The organism is Flavobacterium sp. KACC 22758 (genome assembly GCF_028736135.1).
In the GTDB taxonomy this organism is placed as follows: domain Bacteria; phylum Bacteroidota; class Bacteroidia; order Flavobacteriales; family Flavobacteriaceae; genus Flavobacterium; species Flavobacterium johnsoniae.
In genome coordinates this window covers 2,527,987-2,545,010 of sequence record NZ_CP117878.1, presented here as the reverse complement: position 1 = coordinate 2,545,010, position 17,024 = coordinate 2,527,987, and the positions used below count along the sequence as shown (strand labels likewise).

The window sequence follows — 17,024 nt, the reverse complement described above, 5'->3', positions numbered from 1 at the left end:
TTGCAGTTAACAGTTAAGACTAACGACTCTTAAATTTCTCTACCGCATTTGAACGATATTCTGACGGCGTACAGGACATTAAGTTTTTAAAGAAAACATCAAATGCTGACAAAGAACTAAATTCCAGTTCTTCTGCTATTTCAGCGATTGTAAACGGTGATTCCTCAAGCAGAGTGACTGCTTCAGCAAGAATCGATTCTGCTATCAGCCTTTTGGCAGTTTTACCCGTGACCTCTTTGACTGCTCTATTGAGATAAACGGGAGTAACGTACAGCGTCCCGGCGTAAAATTTGACGGTATGGTGCTTACGGCAGTGTATAGACAGCACCGTTAAGAACTCCATGGCCACCTTTTCCGCTCTGGATATATGCAGTACAGCAGAAGCAATATATTTTGCATAAATAAGTTTCAGCTCGACGAGTACCAGATTAGAACTTATACGTCTGAGCTCAATAGCAAAATCATCAGATTTCACGACATTGCCTTCAGCCTGAAGTAGCCTGCATATTAGGGACAGCACAAGGTAATCGGTTTGATCCAGATTGATTTTAAATACTTTTTTGCTCCATAAATCTTCAAAAGACTGCTTTTCTATTAAATGAATATGATCATTAGGAAAGCTTATGAAATAAAACTTCAGTTTTTCTCCAGCTTCTATTTCTCGGTACCGAGATCCTTTTGGAAAAACCATTAAATCAAACGGTACTAAATATTGAATGTCTTGTTCTATTTGTATTACAAATGTGCCTGATTTAATGAGCAGCATTACAGTGTCCTGCATTTCAGTAAATTCCCCCAAAGGAAACTTTACCGCATCCTTTTTAACCATATAAACAGCTGCCCCAATCTCAGATAGTTGTTTTATTTTAGTATTCATTAAATCTTTAAGCATGGCCTTGTTATTTCACCAGCCTAAAGAAACTGCCCCTGCTACTCCTTAAAAAATCGTCTCACTCCAAAATAAAACAGAGCTTAAAGATTAAAAAGAACAGTAATATAAAAGAGATAAACAATAACACGGGTGTGACCCTCCTCGTAATATATCTTTACTGTAAATTCCCGTAATCCTTCACCTCCAAAAAGACCTATTAGGAAATAGAGACTTAAAAGATTCAAAAGCACAAGAGAGAAGAACAATATAATGGGTAGTTTCATTTTAAGCTGTTAATTATTAATGACTAAAGAACTTTATCTAAGAATGCAGTTATGAAAACAATCGGGACTTCATTTCTGCCAAAAAATGGTTTTGCCGCTTTATTTCCATGAAGAATATCCCAATCCTTATCTTTACGTTCTCTAGTATGTACTACTGCTTCAGTTACAGTAAAAAAATTATAATAATAACTGATGTTGCTATTTCTGGTTCTCAAACAACAAAAGCTTTTGAATATTATATGAGAGAACATTCAAATATCGAAAGCTTAATAGAATTTAACAACTTAAAAAATGGAAAGCCTAAATCTCCAAAAGAAGAAAGGTATTTTCTTTTTAGTAATATCGAGGAGTCTACAAGTTTTAAGGAAAAAATCCAAAATGTGAAGAAATAATTTTTGTTTCTTCAATAATGACTGAAGTTTATGAATCTAAAATAAAAGAGTATTTTAAGGATATTAATCCTGGGGTTTCTTTTCAGAAATTTAAACACTCTTTGAAATTAGATGAATACCTCTATGGCAACATTTTATATAATAAAATACAAAAAGATTTGTTTGAAATATTGATTAGTGATGTAGATTTAATTTCCAAGATATTTAGTATGAGAGTCCCTTGGAAAAATCAGGGTACAAAAAAAGCTTAAAAGATTTAAGAAAAGCAAAATTGATTCTAAGAATTGGCTCTTTACCTGCAAAACATCTCAAATTGTTTACTCTGCAACCTAATAAGGGACTGCCATTATTTGATTATATCAATAATTGGTAAATTTTAGTGAGCAATTGACAATTAAATCACAATTGGTAAGTAGTGCATGGATATTCATTTTTTTTAATTTCAGTTTCTATAATTAAGAGATTAATTATCTTCAATAATAGATAATATTCTTAGCTAACAATTTTATAAAAATCTTCAAAAAATAGGTTAGATAATTTAATGCTTCCCGCTACAAGTATAAAGCTTTAGAGAAATCTGGAGCTTTTTTTATAATGATAATTTTTGTTCTATTGACATGATGTAGAAAAATCAACACCAGAATCTTTAAACCATCGGGAAGAAGGGAAATCTACGTTATCAACCTGAATGCATTTAAGGTTATCATTTTTAAGAGCAGAAACATAAGATATTGTGCTATTATTTCCGTTTTTGAGATTAAGAGAAGTCAATTCATTCGAAGAACAAATTAAATCAAGCAATGCTGTGTTTTTGGATAAATCCAAAGTTTTGATCTTGTTTTCTTCACATGAAACTCTCATCAATTGCAGATTGTGAGACAGATCTAAATTGTCAAGTTTATTTTGCTGACAACGAAATTCTTTTAAAGCTGTGTTTTTAGTGATATCTAAAGTTTTCAATAGATTAGAGTTGCATTCAAAATGAATTAAAAGAGTATTTTTACTCAGATCCAAATTAGTTAGTTTATTTGAACTACAATTTAAATACCATAAAACTGTATTTTTAGAGACATCCAAAGTCGTTAGTTGATTCGATACACAGCTAAAATTATTCAGTACTTTGTTTAGACTTATATCCAATGCTTTTAATTTATTCTCATTACAATACAACATTTTTAAGTCTTTATTTTTAGAAGTATCAAGGTTTGTCAGTCGATTATTTGCACAAGCAATTTTTTCTAATTTTGGGTTCAGGTTTGTGTCTAAAACAGATAAGAGATTATTACTGCAAAACAACTCATCTAAAATTATATTTTTAGATAAATTCAAAGCTGTTAATTTATTGCTGTCACATCGCAAAATTTTCAAAGCAATATTGTTAGAGACATCTAAATCTGATATTTTGTTAGATTGACAATCGAATATAGTCTAAATGTAAATTTTTAGATAAATCGAGGTTTGTTATTTGATTCGCATGACAGCCCAATTCGATTAATGAAGTGTTTTTAGTAACACTTAAGTCAGTTAATAAGTTATTGTTACAATATAAGGTAGTCAGTACTTTATTTTCTGAAAGTTCTAAAGTTGTTAATTTATTGCCATCACAATTTAAATTGGTTAGCAATTTATTTTTAGACAATTTCAAAGATTTTAAGTTGTTGTAATCACAATTCAAATTAATCAACGCTTTATTTTGGCTAACATCTAAAGAAGTCATGTGATTGCGCTGACAATTTAATAAAGTCAGTGCTTTATTATTCGAAACATCTAAATCGATACTATTAGATTCACAATCTAGTTCTTTTAGCACCTTATTTCCCGAAATATCTAAAGTATTAAGATAATTTTCCTGACAGTAAAGCGCAGTTAAATTTTTATTTTTGTTTACAATTAAGGAAGTTATTAGGTTTTTAGTACAAATTAGTTTTGTTAAAGCTTTATATTCGGTAATGTCCAGATTTTCAATGCTATTTCTAGAGCAATCTAATGTTTTTAAAGCGACAAAATCTTCCAAACCTTTCAAGTCTTGGATTTGTCTATTGGAAACATCCAAATCTGTAATCGAGGCAATATTTGCTGTAAAGACTCTTCCGTCTGGTTCACCAGAATCATATTTTAGTGCAATAAGAGCTTTCTCAAAATTAAGATCTGGAATCACCGTGTATCCAGGTTCGATTTCTGCGCATATTATTTTGCATTTTGAAAAGTCTGAAACATCATTGACATGATAAGGTGTTCCATCAAAATCTGCACTAATACATTTTATATCAGGATTTTCCTCAGTAAACATATAACTTATAAGAGGACAATTTTTAATATTCAAATCAGTTAATTGATTTTTAGAACAATCAAAACCTTTTAAAGAAAGACTGTTTGATAAATCCAATGTTTTTAGCTGATTCTTACTGCATCCCAAACCAGTCAAAGCTTTGTTAGTGCTAAGATCCAATGCAGTCAATTGATTATTGGAACAGTTAATTTCAGTAAGGCTATTATTTTTTGAAAAACTTATAGCTGTCAATTGATTTTCCTGACATTGTATAGAGCCTAGATTAATATTTTGAGTTAAATTCAACTGGGTTAATTTATTATTATTGCATTCCAAAGTAATCAAATTTGAATTTTGGCTTAAATTCAGAAAAGCCAATTCATTATTAGAGCATTGTAAATACTCTAAAGTGCTATTTTTATTCAAGTTTAAAGAGGTTAACTGATTTTTGGAACACATTAAATATTGTAAGACAGTATTTTTACTCAGGTCTAAAGTTGCTAATTTGTTGTTGGAACAATCTAACTGATTTAATTTTGCATTTTGCGTTACATCTAAAGCTTTCAATTCATTATCATAACACAACAAGTGAGTTAGAATAGTGTTTTTTGTTATATTCAATGATTTTAGTTTGTTATTGCTACAGGATAAAAAGGTTAAGACGGTATTTTTGCTGAGGTCCAGTTTTGTTAATTTATTTCCGAAACAGGTTAAATCATCTAATACTTCAAAATCTTGTATTCCAGTTAAATCTGAAATGCTTTTTTCTGAAATATTTAGTGATTTTACTTTAGAAATTACAGTCGTTAATACTTTTCCGTCAGGTTTACCAGAATCATATCCCATATCTATCAGGGACTTTTCAAAATTAGCATCAGGAATTAAGGTATATCCTGTTATTGTTTGTGAAAACAAATTAAGTGGCGCGCAACAAAACAAAATAATGAATAGTATTCTTTTCATAAATATTTCTTTTATAAAAAATGGAAAAACAGAATATGGTTTTTCAAGCATAAAAAGGGATAATAAACTCTGATTATAATTTATTTATGAATAAGGAAAACAGTAGAATAAAGACATCGAACTGTTTTTCCTTTTATCTGTCCTGGAATCCATTTTGGCATTTTATTCAAAACTATCAAAGCTTCTGGACCAGAACCATAACCATAATCTCTTAATACTTTTTGATTCGTAATTGTGCCGTCTTTTTCTATTATAAAAGACAAATAAACTTTTCCCTGAAGTATTTCTCCGTCATCTTTTGGTGCTTTAAAGTTTTTATCTATAAATTTCACTTTTGCAGCCATTCCACCTTTATAATCTGGCAGCACATCGAGTTCTGCTTTATTATAAATTTTGTTTTCGTCTATAGTTCCGGGCGTGATTATTGCCGGAGCAGTATATAAAGTGCCAATATTTCCTGTCCCTTCAATGGGTTCATTGCCTAAATATTTAATCTTAACAACATTTGAAATTAGAGCGAGCCAATATCCTTCATCATTTTTAAGAAGATAATAATCAGATACTGGAGTTGTATCTGAACCGCAACCAAGTCTGTAGCCTGTTATAATGGCTAATATTTCGACATTCTTATTTTTAATTATTTTATTAATGCACCGATAGATATGAAGATGGAATCATTCCAAAAGTTTTAGCGTCAACTGAAGTAAATGGAAAATTTGCGCCCGAATACACCATTTTACCATCAGAAATATAACTGCTGTTTAACTGATCCCAAACTTTAATATTTTCTGGATTTTTTGCTGTTAGTGCCGTTTTTTTGTCATCATAATATACAAAATTCTTATCTATAGAATAATGTTTAGACAATGGTCGAATAGTTTTTGCATCAATATTTGGAACAACTGACCTGCCTCCTAATATTAATACGTCGGTTGAAGTTTTCATTAAATAATGATTTACAGGCCGAAGAGTATCCCCGTTATGCAACCCAATCTCACCATCTATATAAATATAATTTTTATCATAGATGACGGTATTAAAAGTTTCTGAAATTGAATTTACATCAGCCTTTTTTATTTTTTTAAAATTGTAATAAAGATGATTTTTGTCTTTAAAATAAAGTGTTGAAAAATCGGTCGATATGAAACTTTCGACATCAATATCTTCCTTGATTTCGATATTGTTTTTAAAAAGTTTACACTTTGTTTTCCACACTAAATCCGGACGAACAAGGTAATCTGTATTCCTGATTTCGGCAATAATTTTAAAACCTGTTGTATCAATTGCTATAAAATCTCCATTATAATAAACGCCATTTTTGTCTAAAGCAAAAAGACCATATTTATTGAATCTTGGAAATCTAAAAGATTCAACATCTGCATCTTTTAGAATTTTTCTTTCACTGGTATTCTTTTGAAAAACAATATAGTTTTTATTTTTGATATAAAGCGGAACCTCAAAACCAGCATTAGGATTTATTACTAAAGTATTATCTACAACAGGATCTATTATAGAAAAAGAATCTGGAGTTTGTGCACAGCTTAAATTTGAAATCAATATAATTGATAATACTAAGAAGTAATATTTATTCATGTTGTGGTATGTATTGTGTTTTTTTAGGCTCTCTTTATTATATGGATGCGTTAAAATCTAAAAAGGTTGGAGAGATAAGATTTTTTTTACTGTTTTTGCATGTTCCAGATAAATTTTTATGCCATGTTTATTTTTTGTTTGAGCGCAAAAACTTAATAAATTAGGAATAAAAAAAAGGCAAACAACAGCCTCATAGTTTGGAATTATTGAATTGATTTGAGGTTAATTATTTTAAAATCAATATTTTATATTTTTGTCTCTTATTTTAATTTTTCAGAATTTCTTTATTCTCTCTAAAATAAAGAAATTTATTTCATCAAATTAATAATAATAAAAAATTTTTGACGAATAAATTGCTCTTCATAAGTACAGATGCTTGAAATTGTGAAAAGGTTGTGACTAAGTTGATTATTTATGACTTTTGCTTTACGAAAAAAATCAATTGTAATTGGAAGTTTAACTTAACGGGACTCGAACCAAATTTGCTTGTAACTGGAGGAGTTTAAAAATTTAAGCAATTGAAACAAGATTTTTCGAACCGCAAAAAAGCCTGAGAAATATAGATTTCTCAGGCTTTTACTTTAAAGTAGTAGCCTAATGGAACAATTCTCGAACCATTTTATTGATGATTTGAAAAGAATATATATAATTTAATCAAAGTGATTTATTTACCGTATAAGGTATCGAATAAAAGCATCTTACTTTTTTTCCATCTTTAATTCCTGGGCTCCATTTAGGAGATAGTTTTAAAACTCTAATGAGTTCTTTTCCGGTTCCATAACCAAGATCTCGAAGGATTTTTATGTCAGATAAAGTTCCATTTTTTTCAATTATAAAGGTTGAATAAATTTTTCCTTTTAGATCTTTTTCTTCCACTTTGAAATTTTTATTTACAAAACCATTAAATCCACTTATTCCGCCAGGAAAATTAGGTAGAACATCTACATCTGTAGTGCTATAGAGGGCTTCTTCTATTTCTTTTTTTTCTGCTTCTTTTTCTTTTTTATAAACGATATCCCATTTATGACTATAAGTTTTTCCTAGAAAATTGTAAGATACAATATCAGAAGATTTGACGATCCAATATCCTTTAATATTTTTGAATAAGTAATATTTTTCTTTAAGGAAATTCTTCTCATTATTTATTATAGAAACACCTTCTTTGTAAATTATATAATCTGATATTAGTTTTAAATCTTTACTCTCAATTACTTTTGAAGTTTTAATGTATAAATAGTTTTTGTCAGCAATAAACCAATCAGAATAATTTGTTGAAGCCGCATCGATGCTTTCAATTTTCTGCAAACCTGATTTCCATGTATTATAATAATAAACATTGGTATTGTTTTTAAAATACTCAGGCCCAATTCTCTTAAAGCTACTGCCATCAATATTTGTTAATATCCCTTGGTAGTAAACTCTATTTCCTTTTTTATAAAAATTATAATCGTAGTTCTCTGCATTTGGTACTAATGTGTAATATGGAGTGCCACAACCGGGATATGATTCCACCCATTTACGTTTGGTATAGCCTTCAGGAATTTTTAAAGAAAAATCTCTTACTGCGGTATTGGAACTTTTGATTTGACCATTTGCGATTGAAAAGATACTTAGGAATATTAAAATTATTGTTTTCATAGGTTGCATATATTTTGTTGAATGAATGTTTATTAATTGGCTTTAATCAGCAAAATCATAAAACCCACTTTCAATCTTTTTCAATAATTTTTTCACTAATTTATTATAGAATCTAGTAGTTTGTCTAGCGGCTTTTTTACTTTGAAAATAAATCAATCCAGTGCCGGTCACTGTACCTAGATTAAACTCATAGCAGTTTTTATCTGTAATTAAAATCTTTTGGTTTTAATAAAGTCTCCTAGAATAATTAACATGTCACCTTCTTTTGCCTCAATTTCAAATTTGCCATCATCGTCTGTTTTTGTTTTTCTCCCCGTTCCTATTATTCCAATTGGAACTTCAACAGCTGGCAGAAATCCTTGCATATTCGGAGTTATCAAAAACAAAACCTCTGATTAATTTGCTTTTTGGAGCAGACTCTTGTCCAAATGTCAGAAGAGTTAAATGGCAAAACAATAAGTAGATAACTTTTTTCATATGTGCTTTCGTAATTGATTTATGCTGTTAAATCTAAGTTTTATTCGCTTTAAGAAAATTAGAAATTTTATTTTTAATGAAACACTTCAGAAATTGATTGTCAAATTAAAAATAAAAATGAGATTTAAGTTTTAAAATTTCCTACTATAATATATAGATGTTATGAAATTGAAAAAGGTTGGGTTGAAGAGATTTTTTTTTTACTTTGTTTAGACTTCTTTCACCGTAATGAGCGTTTCATTCGTGAACGTAAAGTTATTTTAGAATATTTCAAAACAAAAGCTCCAGATTTCTCTGAAGCTTTTGTTTTAGTAGCGGGAACAGCACTCGAACCCGCACCATACAAAATCGAATTAAATCATTCACAATCTGACAACTATCCTTATGGATTTACAGGCTTTTTTTTGAATGTCATTTCACTAGTTCCCATTTGTAAATGGAAAGACAAATTTATTCCGCAATTTTAAAGTTTTTCAATTTAGTACCGTTCAAATACACTTTCCTACTTCAACTTTCATCACTTTCACCGGCCAAAACAATACTAAAAACAATCGCAAAAAAAAGGAATAAAAGAAAACATAACTAACTAACTAACTAACTAACTAACTAACTAACTAACTAACTAACTAACTAACAACTAACTAATATAAATCAAAAATATAAACGCACAGCAGGAAGAAATCCAACAGCACTTTCCAATGCATCTTAAAAAAGACTTTTCAAATAAACTTACATAAGATTTTTATGTAACTTTACTTCGATACTATTTTTCAGCATATCATAAGCCATTGGTTTCAAACATATAATGAACAATATCATGAAAGTAAAAAACATATCTGTTATTTTTTTTATTGGGGTTGTAATGCTTGCAGCAGTTTTAGTAGATAGGGCCTGGTGGTTTCTGATATGTAGTCAATATACGACCTTTGAGCAGTCTAAAACTGCTTATCTTAATTCTTTCCCGAACTACCTACAAAATACTTACCTTCTTACTACAATAGATATTGTTCTTTCGGCAGTGGTTGCGTTTCTCTTTTCCCATTGCCGCAAAACAAAGTACAGAGAAAGAACGTCGAGAATATTAATGATCATATCACTAATCCTATGCTTCTGGAGTATTTTTTCCTTAATGTGACTAAATACATTTAAATCTTTAATATAATTTTTGTGGCAGAATCGTGGTACAAGGTACTTTGAAAATTAAAATTTCATCAAAATCAACACTTAAGGAGTTTAGGTTCGAGACTTATTAAAGAAAATTTAAGAAAAAAATCATGCACTTGCTATCATAACGTGCCCATAGAACACCGACAATTTCTATTGGATGCTAAAACAAAAAATCTGCAGGTCCTTGCAGATTTTTAGAAAGAAGTATTTTAGTACGAAAATCTACAAGGACTTATATGCCCTCTGACTATTTCCATGGATCAAGTACTACCTTAACACAACCGTCTTCTTTCTTATTGAAAATATCATATGCATGTGAAATTTCAGAAAGCGGTAACCTGTGGGTAATAATGTCATCCAACTGTACTTTTCCCTCCACCACATATTGCAAAAGCTTATCGATATGTTTGTGTGCAGGAGCCTGCCCGCCTTTTAAAATTATACCTTTATCGAAAAATTGTCCCAGTGGGAAATTGTCATATTTTACCGGATAAACGCCAAGAACAGAAACGATACCACTTCTTCTAACAGCGCTCATACAGGCCTCCAACACTTTAATAGACCCTTTTTCAAAATTGATAGTGGCCTTAATTTTATCGGTTAAGCTTCGTTCCGGTTCAAATCCTACAGCGTCTATACACACATCTGCCCCGCGTCCTTTGGTAAGGGATCTAATCTGCTGTACTACTTCTTTAGGATCTTCCCACAAAATAGTTGTTGCTCCTGTGGAAACCCTGGCTTTATCCAGACGGTATTGAAGAGTATCCACTATTATGACCTGCGATGCACCTCTAAGCCATGCACTTTTCGCTGCCATGATTCCCACGGGCCCGGAACCAAAAATGGCAACGGTCTCTCCTCCTTTTACTTCACCCCAGTCCACCCCGGTGTATCCGGTCGGAAAAATATCAGTGAGAAAAAGAACCTGCTCATCTGTAAGATTTTCTGGCACCACACGCGGTCCATAATTAGCATATGGAACTCGTACATACTGTGCCTGTCCTCCGTCATAACCTCCATAAAGATCAGTATAGCCAAAAAGTGCCCCGCCCTTTTCCGTCAGGATTCCACCCTCAGGTCCATAATGCTCAGGATTACTATGTTCGCAATTTCCCGGAACATCATGATTACAGAAAAAACAGTTGCCACATGCGATTGGAAAAGGAACCACTACTCGGTCTCCTTTTCTTAAATGTGTAACTGCTGATCCAGTTTCCTCAACTATGCCCATAAATTCGTGGCCAAGAACCATTGGAGTTGTAGGCATAGCACCGGAATAAATATGCAGATCTGATCCGCAGATTGCCGTAGAAGTAATCTTTAAAATAATATCGTCCTGTGCATTGATTTTCGGATCCTCTACTGTATCATACTTTACAGAACCTGGTCCGTGTATAACTGCTGCTTTCATAATAGTCTTTTTTTTAATTAATAGAAAGCTAAATAACTGTAAATTAATCCATTATTATTACAGAATAATTACTAATTCTTACAAATACAACACAATCTAAAACTCGCTTCATTAAAGCTGAATATTGAAGTCTTGAATTATAAAACTAGAAAGCTGAAAAAAATGAGCATAGGAATGACAAAAAAAATTACTGTAATAAGAATGCCGTCTTACGCAATATTATCTTGTTTTATAATTTCAAAAAACTACGATTTTATAAGATAAAAGAAGAAACCATTAATAAAAACAAAAAACCCTATCCGATTTGGATAGGGTTTTAAAAGAAAGGCGACGACATACTCTCCCACAAAACTGCAGTACCATCTGCGCAGGCGGGCTTAACTTCTCTGTTCGGGATGGGAAGAGGTGAGCCCCGCCGCAATAACCACCTTAAGGTTTTTAGTAATTAGTGCTTAGTGCATAGTAATTAGTGCTTAGACTCTTTGCTATTTACTTTTAACTAGTTACTGCTCTTGCGTCGAGCAAATATTTTAACATACTGAGATAAAGAAAAGTAAGTTTTGTTTTAGAAAGTTTCCTCCCGAGCCTTTCGGCCCGGGAAAAGGGTGTACATAAGCTTACGGATTATTAGTACTACTCGACTATGACATTACTGCCTTTACATCTATAGCCTATCAACGTGGTCATCTTCCACGATCCTTAAAAGAAATCTCATCTTGTGGTGGGTTTCGCGCTTATATGCTTTCAGCGCTTATCCCTTCCCAACGTAGCTACTCTGCGGTGCCCCTGGCGGGACAACAGATACACTAGAGGTTAGTCCAATTCGGTCCTCTCGTACTAGAATCAGATCCACTCAAATTTCTAACGCCCGCAGTAGATAGAGACCGAACTGTCTCACGACGTTCTGAACCCAGCTCGCGTGCCACTTTAATGGGCGAACAGCCCAACCCTTGGGACCTTCTCCAGCCCCAGGATGTGACGAGCCGACATCGAGGTGCCAAACCCCCCCGTCGATATGAGCTCTTGGGGGAGATCAGCCTGTTATCCCCGGCGTACCTTTTATCCTTTGAGCGATGGCCCTTCCATGCGGAACCACCGGATCACTATGCTCTACTTTCGTACCTGATCGACCTGTATGTCTCTCAGTCAAGCTCCCTTATGCCATTGCACTCTACGCACGGTTACCAAGCGTACTGAGGGAACCTTTAGAAGCCTCCGTTACTCTTTTGGAGGCGACCACCCCAGTCAAACTACCCACCAAGCACTGTCCCCCGCAGCACGGGGTTAGGCCTCAGATAAACAAAGGGTTGTATTTCAACAATGACTCCACAACGCCTGGCGACGCCGCTTCATAGTCTCCAACCTATCCTACACATCATTTATCCAAGGTCAATACTAAGCTATAGTAAAGGTGCACAGGGTCTTTTCGTCCCACTGCGGGTAAACGGCATCTTCACCGTTACTACAATTTCACCGAGCTCATGGCTGAGACAGTGTCCAGATCGTTACACCATTCGTGCAGGTCGGAACTTACCCGACAAGGAATTTCGCTACCTTAGGACCGTTATAGTTACGGCCGCCGTTTACTGGGGCTTCAATTCAATGCTTCTCCGAAGATAACATCTCCTCTTAACCTTCCAGCACCGGGCAGGTGTCAGGCCCTATACTTCATCTTACGATTTTGCAGAGCCCTGTGTTTTTGATAAACAGTCGCCTGGACCTCTTCACTGCGGCCCTGATTGCTCAGGGCGACCTTTCTCCCGAAGTTACAGGTCTATTTTGCCTAATTCCTTAGCCATGAATCTCTCGAGCACCTTAGGATTCTCTCCTCAACTACCTGTGTCGGTTTACGGTACTGGTACTAATTACCTGAAGTTTAGAGGTTTTTCTTGGAAGCCCTTAGGCGCACTATCTCTTTGTCCGAAGACTCCGAGTACTATCGTATTTCACCAGTTCCTGCGCATTTTACTACAGGACCTATAGCTAGGTACTTCAACGAACTATTCCGTCAGTTCGCGGCGCTTTCATCACTCCGTCACCCCATCACAGTAATTAGTAGTACGGGAATATTAACCCGTTGGCCATCGACTGTCCCTTTCGGGTTCGCCTTAGGACCAGACTAACCCACAGCTGATTAGCATAGCTGTGGAAACCTTAGTTTTTCGGTGTGCGGGTTTCTCGCCCGCATTATCGTTACTTATGCCTACATTTTCTTTTCTAACCAGTCCAGCCCTCCTTACGAAAAACCTTCAACCCTGTTAGAATGCTCCCCTACCACTTGCAATTACTTGCAAATCCATAGCTTCGGTAATATGCTTATGCCCGATTATTATCCATGCTCGTCCGCTCGACTAGTGAGCTGTTACGCACTCTTTAAATGAATGGCTGCTTCCAAGCCAACATCCTAGCTGTCTGGGCAGACAAACCTCGTTCTTTCAACTTAGCATATATTTGGGGACCTTAGCTGATGGTCTGGGTTCTTTCCCTCTCGGACTTGGACCTTAGCACCCAAGCCCTCACTGTTAGTGAACATTATACAGCATTCGGAGTTTGTCAGGAATTGGTAGGCGGTGAAGCCCCCGCATCCAATCAGTAGCTCTACCTCTGTATAACTTTATAACCAACGCTGCACCTAAATGCATTTCGGGGAGTACGAGCTATTTCCGAGTTTGATTGGCCTTTCACCCCTACCCACAGGTCATCCGAAGACTTTTCAACGTCAACCGGTTCGGTCCTCCACTGTGTGTTACCACAGCTTCAACCTGCCCATGGGTAGATCACACGGTTTCGCGTCTAACACTACTGACTAAAGCGCCCTATTCAGACTCGCTTTCGCTGCGGATCCATACCTGAAGTACTTATCCTTGCCAGCAGCGTTAACTCGTAGGCTCATTATGCAAAAGGCACGCCGTCACCCCACGAAAGGGCTCCGACCGCTTGTAAGCGTATGGTTTCAGGATCTATTTCACTCCGTTATTCACGGTTCTTTTCACCTTTCCCTCACGGTACTGGTTCACTATCGGTCTCTCAGGAGTATTTAGCCTTAGCGGATGGTCCCGCCGAATTCAGACAGGGTTTCACGTGCCCCGCCCTACTCAGGATACCACTATCTATTACATTTATTACCCATACGGGGCTATCACCCTCTATGGCGTCACTTTCCAGTAACTTCCGGTTCTGCATGCATAAAATGTCGTGGTCCTACAACCCCAGCACTGCCGTAACAGCACTGGTTTGGGCTAATCCGCGTTCGCTCGCCACTACTTACGGAATCACTTTTGTTTTCTTCTCCTCCGCCTACTTAGATGTTTCAGTTCAGCGGGTTTGCCCACCTATCGGTGTGCTATATCTTCAATATAGCGGGTTGCCCCATTCGGATACCTGCGGATCAATCTGTGTGTGCCAGTCCCCGCAGCTTTTCGCAGCTTATCACGTCCTTCATCGCCTCTGAGAGCCTAGGCATTCCCCATACGCCCTTATTTTGCTTATTGTACCAATCTTGTTACTTAAAACAAGACCGTTTTTTTTTGTTTTTTACAATAAAATTGTAAAAAACGCTTTCTACTTTCTTATTATTTTCTTATCTCAATATGTCAATGAACTTTATCCAGCCGAAGATCAAAAGTCAAAAGCCGCCAAGTGAATCACTTTGGACTTTATGACTTTAATCTTTATGACTAAAATCGTGGAGAATAACGGAGTCGAACCGTTGACCTCCTGCGTGCAAGGCAGGCGCTCTAGCCAGCTGAGCTAATCCCCCAATCTAATTATGAATTGTGAATTATGAATTAGGAATTATTTGTAATCCGTAATCTTTCAACTCTAGAATTTCCTTCTTTTTAAGCTTTTCAGTCTTTTTAATTAGCAATCAACAATTATTAATTGCCAATTCTTAAAAAGTAGTCCCGGGCAGACTCGAACTGCCGACCCCTACATTATCAGTGTAGTACTCTAACCAGCTGAGCTACGAGACTCTGTTTTACTTAATTTTTATCATTTTTTTTTAAATTAACAGCAAGAGTAATACAATCTAAAATTCAAAACCTTTAAATTTCATCATTTTTCCCAAGCGTGCATTACTGCTAACACTCAGGCTCTAGAAAGGAGGTGTTCCAGCCGCACCTTCCGGTACGGCTACCTTGTTACGACTTAGCCCTAGTTACCAGTTTTACCCTAGGCAGCTCCTTGCGGTCACCGACTTCAGGCACCCCCAGCTTCCATGGCTTGACGGGCGGTGTGTACAAGGCCCGGGAACGTATTCACCGGATCATGGCTGATATCCGATTACTAGCGATTCCAGCTTCACGGAGTCGAGTTGCAGACTCCGATCCGAACTGTGACCGGCTTTATAGATTCGCTCCTGGTCACCCAGTGGCTGCTCTCTGTACCGGCCATTGTAGCACGTGTGTAGCCCAAGGCGTAAGGGCCGTGATGATTTGACGTCATCCCCACCTTCCTCACAGTTTGCACTGGCAGTCTTGTTAGAGTTCCCGACACTACTCGCTGGCAACTAACAACAGGGGTTGCGCTCGTTATAGGACTTAACCTGACACCTCACGGCACGAGCTGACGACAACCATGCAGCACCTTGTAAACTGTCTTGCGAAAGATCTGTTTCCAAATCGGTCAGTCTGCATTTAAGCCTTGGTAAGGTTCCTCGCGTATCATCGAATTAAACCACATGCTCCACCGCTTGTGCGGGCCCCCGTCAATTCCTTTGAGTTTCAAACTTGCGTTCGTACTCCCCAGGTGGGATACTTATCACTTTCGCTTAGCCACTGAACTTGCGCCCAACAGCTAGTATCCATCGTTTACGGCGTGGACTACCAGGGTATCTAATCCTGTTCGCTCCCCACGCTTTCGTCCATCAGCGTCAATAAACTGGTAGTAACCTGCCTTCGCAATTGGTATTCCATGTAATATCTAAGCATTTCACCGCTACACTACATATTCTAGTTACTTCCCAGTAATTCAAGTTCAGCAGTATCAATGGCCGTTCCACCGTTGAGCGATGGGCTTTCACCACTGACTTACTAAACCGCCTACGGACCCTTTAAACCCAATGATTCCGGATAACGCTTGGATCCTCCGTATTACCGCGGCTGCTGGCACGGAGTTAGCCGATCCTTATTCTTACGATACCGTCAAGTCCCGACACGTCGGGATGTTTCTTCTCGTACAAAAGCAGTTTACAATCCATAGGACCGTCATCCTGCACGCGGCATGGCTGGTTCAGACTTGCGTCCATTGACCAATATTCCTCACTGCTGCCTCCCGTAGGAGTCTGGTCCGTGTCTCAGTACCAGTGTGGGGGATCTCCCTCTCAGGACCCCTACCCATCGTAGCCTTGGTAAGCCGTTACCTTACCAACCAGCTAATGGGACGCATGCTCATCTTTCACCGTTGTGACTTTAATTATAAAGTGATGCCACTCCATAATACTATGAGGTATTAATCCAAATTTCTCTGGGCTATCCCTCTGTGAAAGGCAGATTGCATACGCGTTACGCACCCGTGCGCCGGTCTCAAAGCCCGAAGACTTCTACCCCTCGACTTGCATGTGTTAAGCCTGCCGCTAGCGTTCATCCTGAGCCAGGATCAAACTCTTCATCGTATATTTTAATATTATATCTCGACGAATATCTATCGGTTCATTTCGAATCTTTCGATTCTATTACTCTTATTTCTTTTGTTCTAACATCTCTGTTAAAACGGCTGTCAATTCAATATGTCTACGAACGTAATTTCTTTGTCTTCCGCTTGTCTCTCAAAGCGGGTGCAAAAGTAGTCAGTTTATCAGCATTCACAAGGCTTTTTATGATTATTTTTTATTTTTTTTTGAAACTTTTTTCTAACTTTCTGATAATGCTAAACTTAGAGTTTAAAAATTTAAATGAATATTAAATATTTTTCTTACAATATTAAATTTCAAATAAAAACACAATTATAAAACTTACTG

At 36.0% G+C, this 17,024-nt stretch carries 11 protein-coding genes, 2 tRNA genes and 3 rRNA genes; 2 read left to right on the top strand and 14 right to left on the bottom strand.

All coding sequences use genetic code 11. The annotated features are described in order from the left end of the window. Nucleotides 1–19: 19 nt before the first annotated feature. Nucleotides 20–892, bottom strand: a complete 873-nt coding sequence (locus tag PQ462_RS10895) for a helix-turn-helix domain-containing protein (RefSeq protein WP_274253498.1) — start codon at nt 890–892, stop codon at nt 20–22. Nucleotides 893–1,178: 286 nt separating this feature from the next. Continuing rightward, on the bottom strand, nt 1,179–1,370 hold the full coding sequence (locus tag PQ462_RS10890) for a hypothetical protein (RefSeq protein WP_274253497.1): 192 nt from the start codon (nt 1,368–1,370) through the stop codon (nt 1,179–1,181). A gap of 194 nt (nt 1,371–1,564) precedes the next feature. Between PQ462_RS10890 and PQ462_RS10885 the strand changes: the two genes are divergently transcribed. Next, on the top strand, nt 1,565–1,798 hold the full coding sequence (locus tag PQ462_RS10885; protein ID WP_274253496.1) for a hypothetical protein: 234 nt from the start codon (nt 1,565–1,567) through the stop codon (nt 1,796–1,798). 358 nt (nt 1,799–2,156) lie between these two features. Here PQ462_RS10885 and PQ462_RS10880 read toward each other — a convergent pair whose 3' ends face one another. The 3 genes from PQ462_RS10880 to PQ462_RS10870 form a co-directional block, all read right to left on the bottom strand. Beyond that, nucleotides 2,157–2,915 (bottom strand): hypothetical protein, encoded by a 759-nt coding sequence (locus PQ462_RS10880; RefSeq protein ID WP_274253495.1) that lies wholly within the window; start codon nt 2,913–2,915, stop codon nt 2,157–2,159. A 37-nt stretch (nt 2,916–2,952) separates the two neighbouring features. Beyond that, on the bottom strand, nt 2,953–4,779 hold the full coding sequence (locus PQ462_RS10875; protein WP_274253493.1) for a leucine-rich repeat domain-containing protein: 1,827 nt from the start codon (nt 4,777–4,779) through the stop codon (nt 2,953–2,955). An 80-nt stretch (nt 4,780–4,859) separates the two neighbouring features. After that, a complete protein-coding gene (locus PQ462_RS10870; RefSeq protein ID WP_274253492.1) occupies nt 4,860–5,147 on the bottom strand; it encodes an energy transducer TonB in 288 nt (95 codons plus the stop codon). Nucleotides 5,148–5,172: 25 nt separating this feature from the next. Between PQ462_RS10870 and PQ462_RS10865 the strand changes: the two genes are divergently transcribed. Continuing rightward, on the top strand, nt 5,173–5,331 hold the full coding sequence (locus PQ462_RS10865) for a hypothetical protein (protein ID WP_274253491.1): 159 nt from the start codon (nt 5,173–5,175) through the stop codon (nt 5,329–5,331). A gap of 93 nt (nt 5,332–5,424) precedes the next feature. Here the strand turns inward: PQ462_RS10865 and PQ462_RS10860 are convergent, their stop codons facing one another. The 9 genes from PQ462_RS10860 to PQ462_RS10820 form a co-directional block, all read right to left on the bottom strand. Continuing rightward, complete coding sequence (locus tag PQ462_RS10860; RefSeq protein ID WP_274253490.1) at nt 5,425–6,372, bottom strand: DKNYY domain-containing protein; 948 nt, start codon at nt 6,370–6,372, stop codon at nt 5,425–5,427. Between the two features lie 654 nt (nt 6,373–7,026). Beyond that, nucleotides 7,027–8,010, bottom strand: coding sequence for an energy transducer TonB (locus tag PQ462_RS10855; protein ID WP_274253489.1), 984 nt, complete (start codon nt 8,008–8,010; stop codon nt 7,027–7,029). Between the two features lie 209 nt (nt 8,011–8,219). Beyond that, nucleotides 8,220–8,375 (bottom strand): hypothetical protein, encoded by a 156-nt coding sequence (locus PQ462_RS10850; RefSeq protein WP_274253488.1) that lies wholly within the window; start codon nt 8,373–8,375, stop codon nt 8,220–8,222. A gap of 1,526 nt (nt 8,376–9,901) precedes the next feature. Then, nucleotides 9,902–11,065, bottom strand: coding sequence for a zinc-dependent alcohol dehydrogenase (locus tag PQ462_RS10845; RefSeq protein WP_274253486.1), 1,164 nt, complete (start codon nt 11,063–11,065; stop codon nt 9,902–9,904). 322 nt (nt 11,066–11,387) lie between these two features. Next, a 5S ribosomal RNA gene (rrf, locus tag PQ462_RS10840) occupies nt 11,388–11,497 on the bottom strand. Between the two features lie 175 nt (nt 11,498–11,672). Further along, a 23S ribosomal RNA gene (locus PQ462_RS10835) occupies nt 11,673–14,556 on the bottom strand. Between the two features lie 195 nt (nt 14,557–14,751). Then, nucleotides 14,752–14,825 (bottom strand) — tRNA-Ala (locus tag PQ462_RS10830). Between the two features lie 140 nt (nt 14,826–14,965). Continuing rightward, nucleotides 14,966–15,039: transfer RNA gene (locus PQ462_RS10825), tRNA-Ile, on the bottom strand. A gap of 126 nt (nt 15,040–15,165) precedes the next feature. After that, a 16S ribosomal RNA gene (locus tag PQ462_RS10820) occupies nt 15,166–16,679 on the bottom strand. Together the 16S, 23S and 5S rRNA genes with 2 tRNA genes alongside form the textbook arrangement of a ribosomal RNA operon. Between the last annotated feature and the right edge of the window lie 345 nt (nt 16,680–17,024).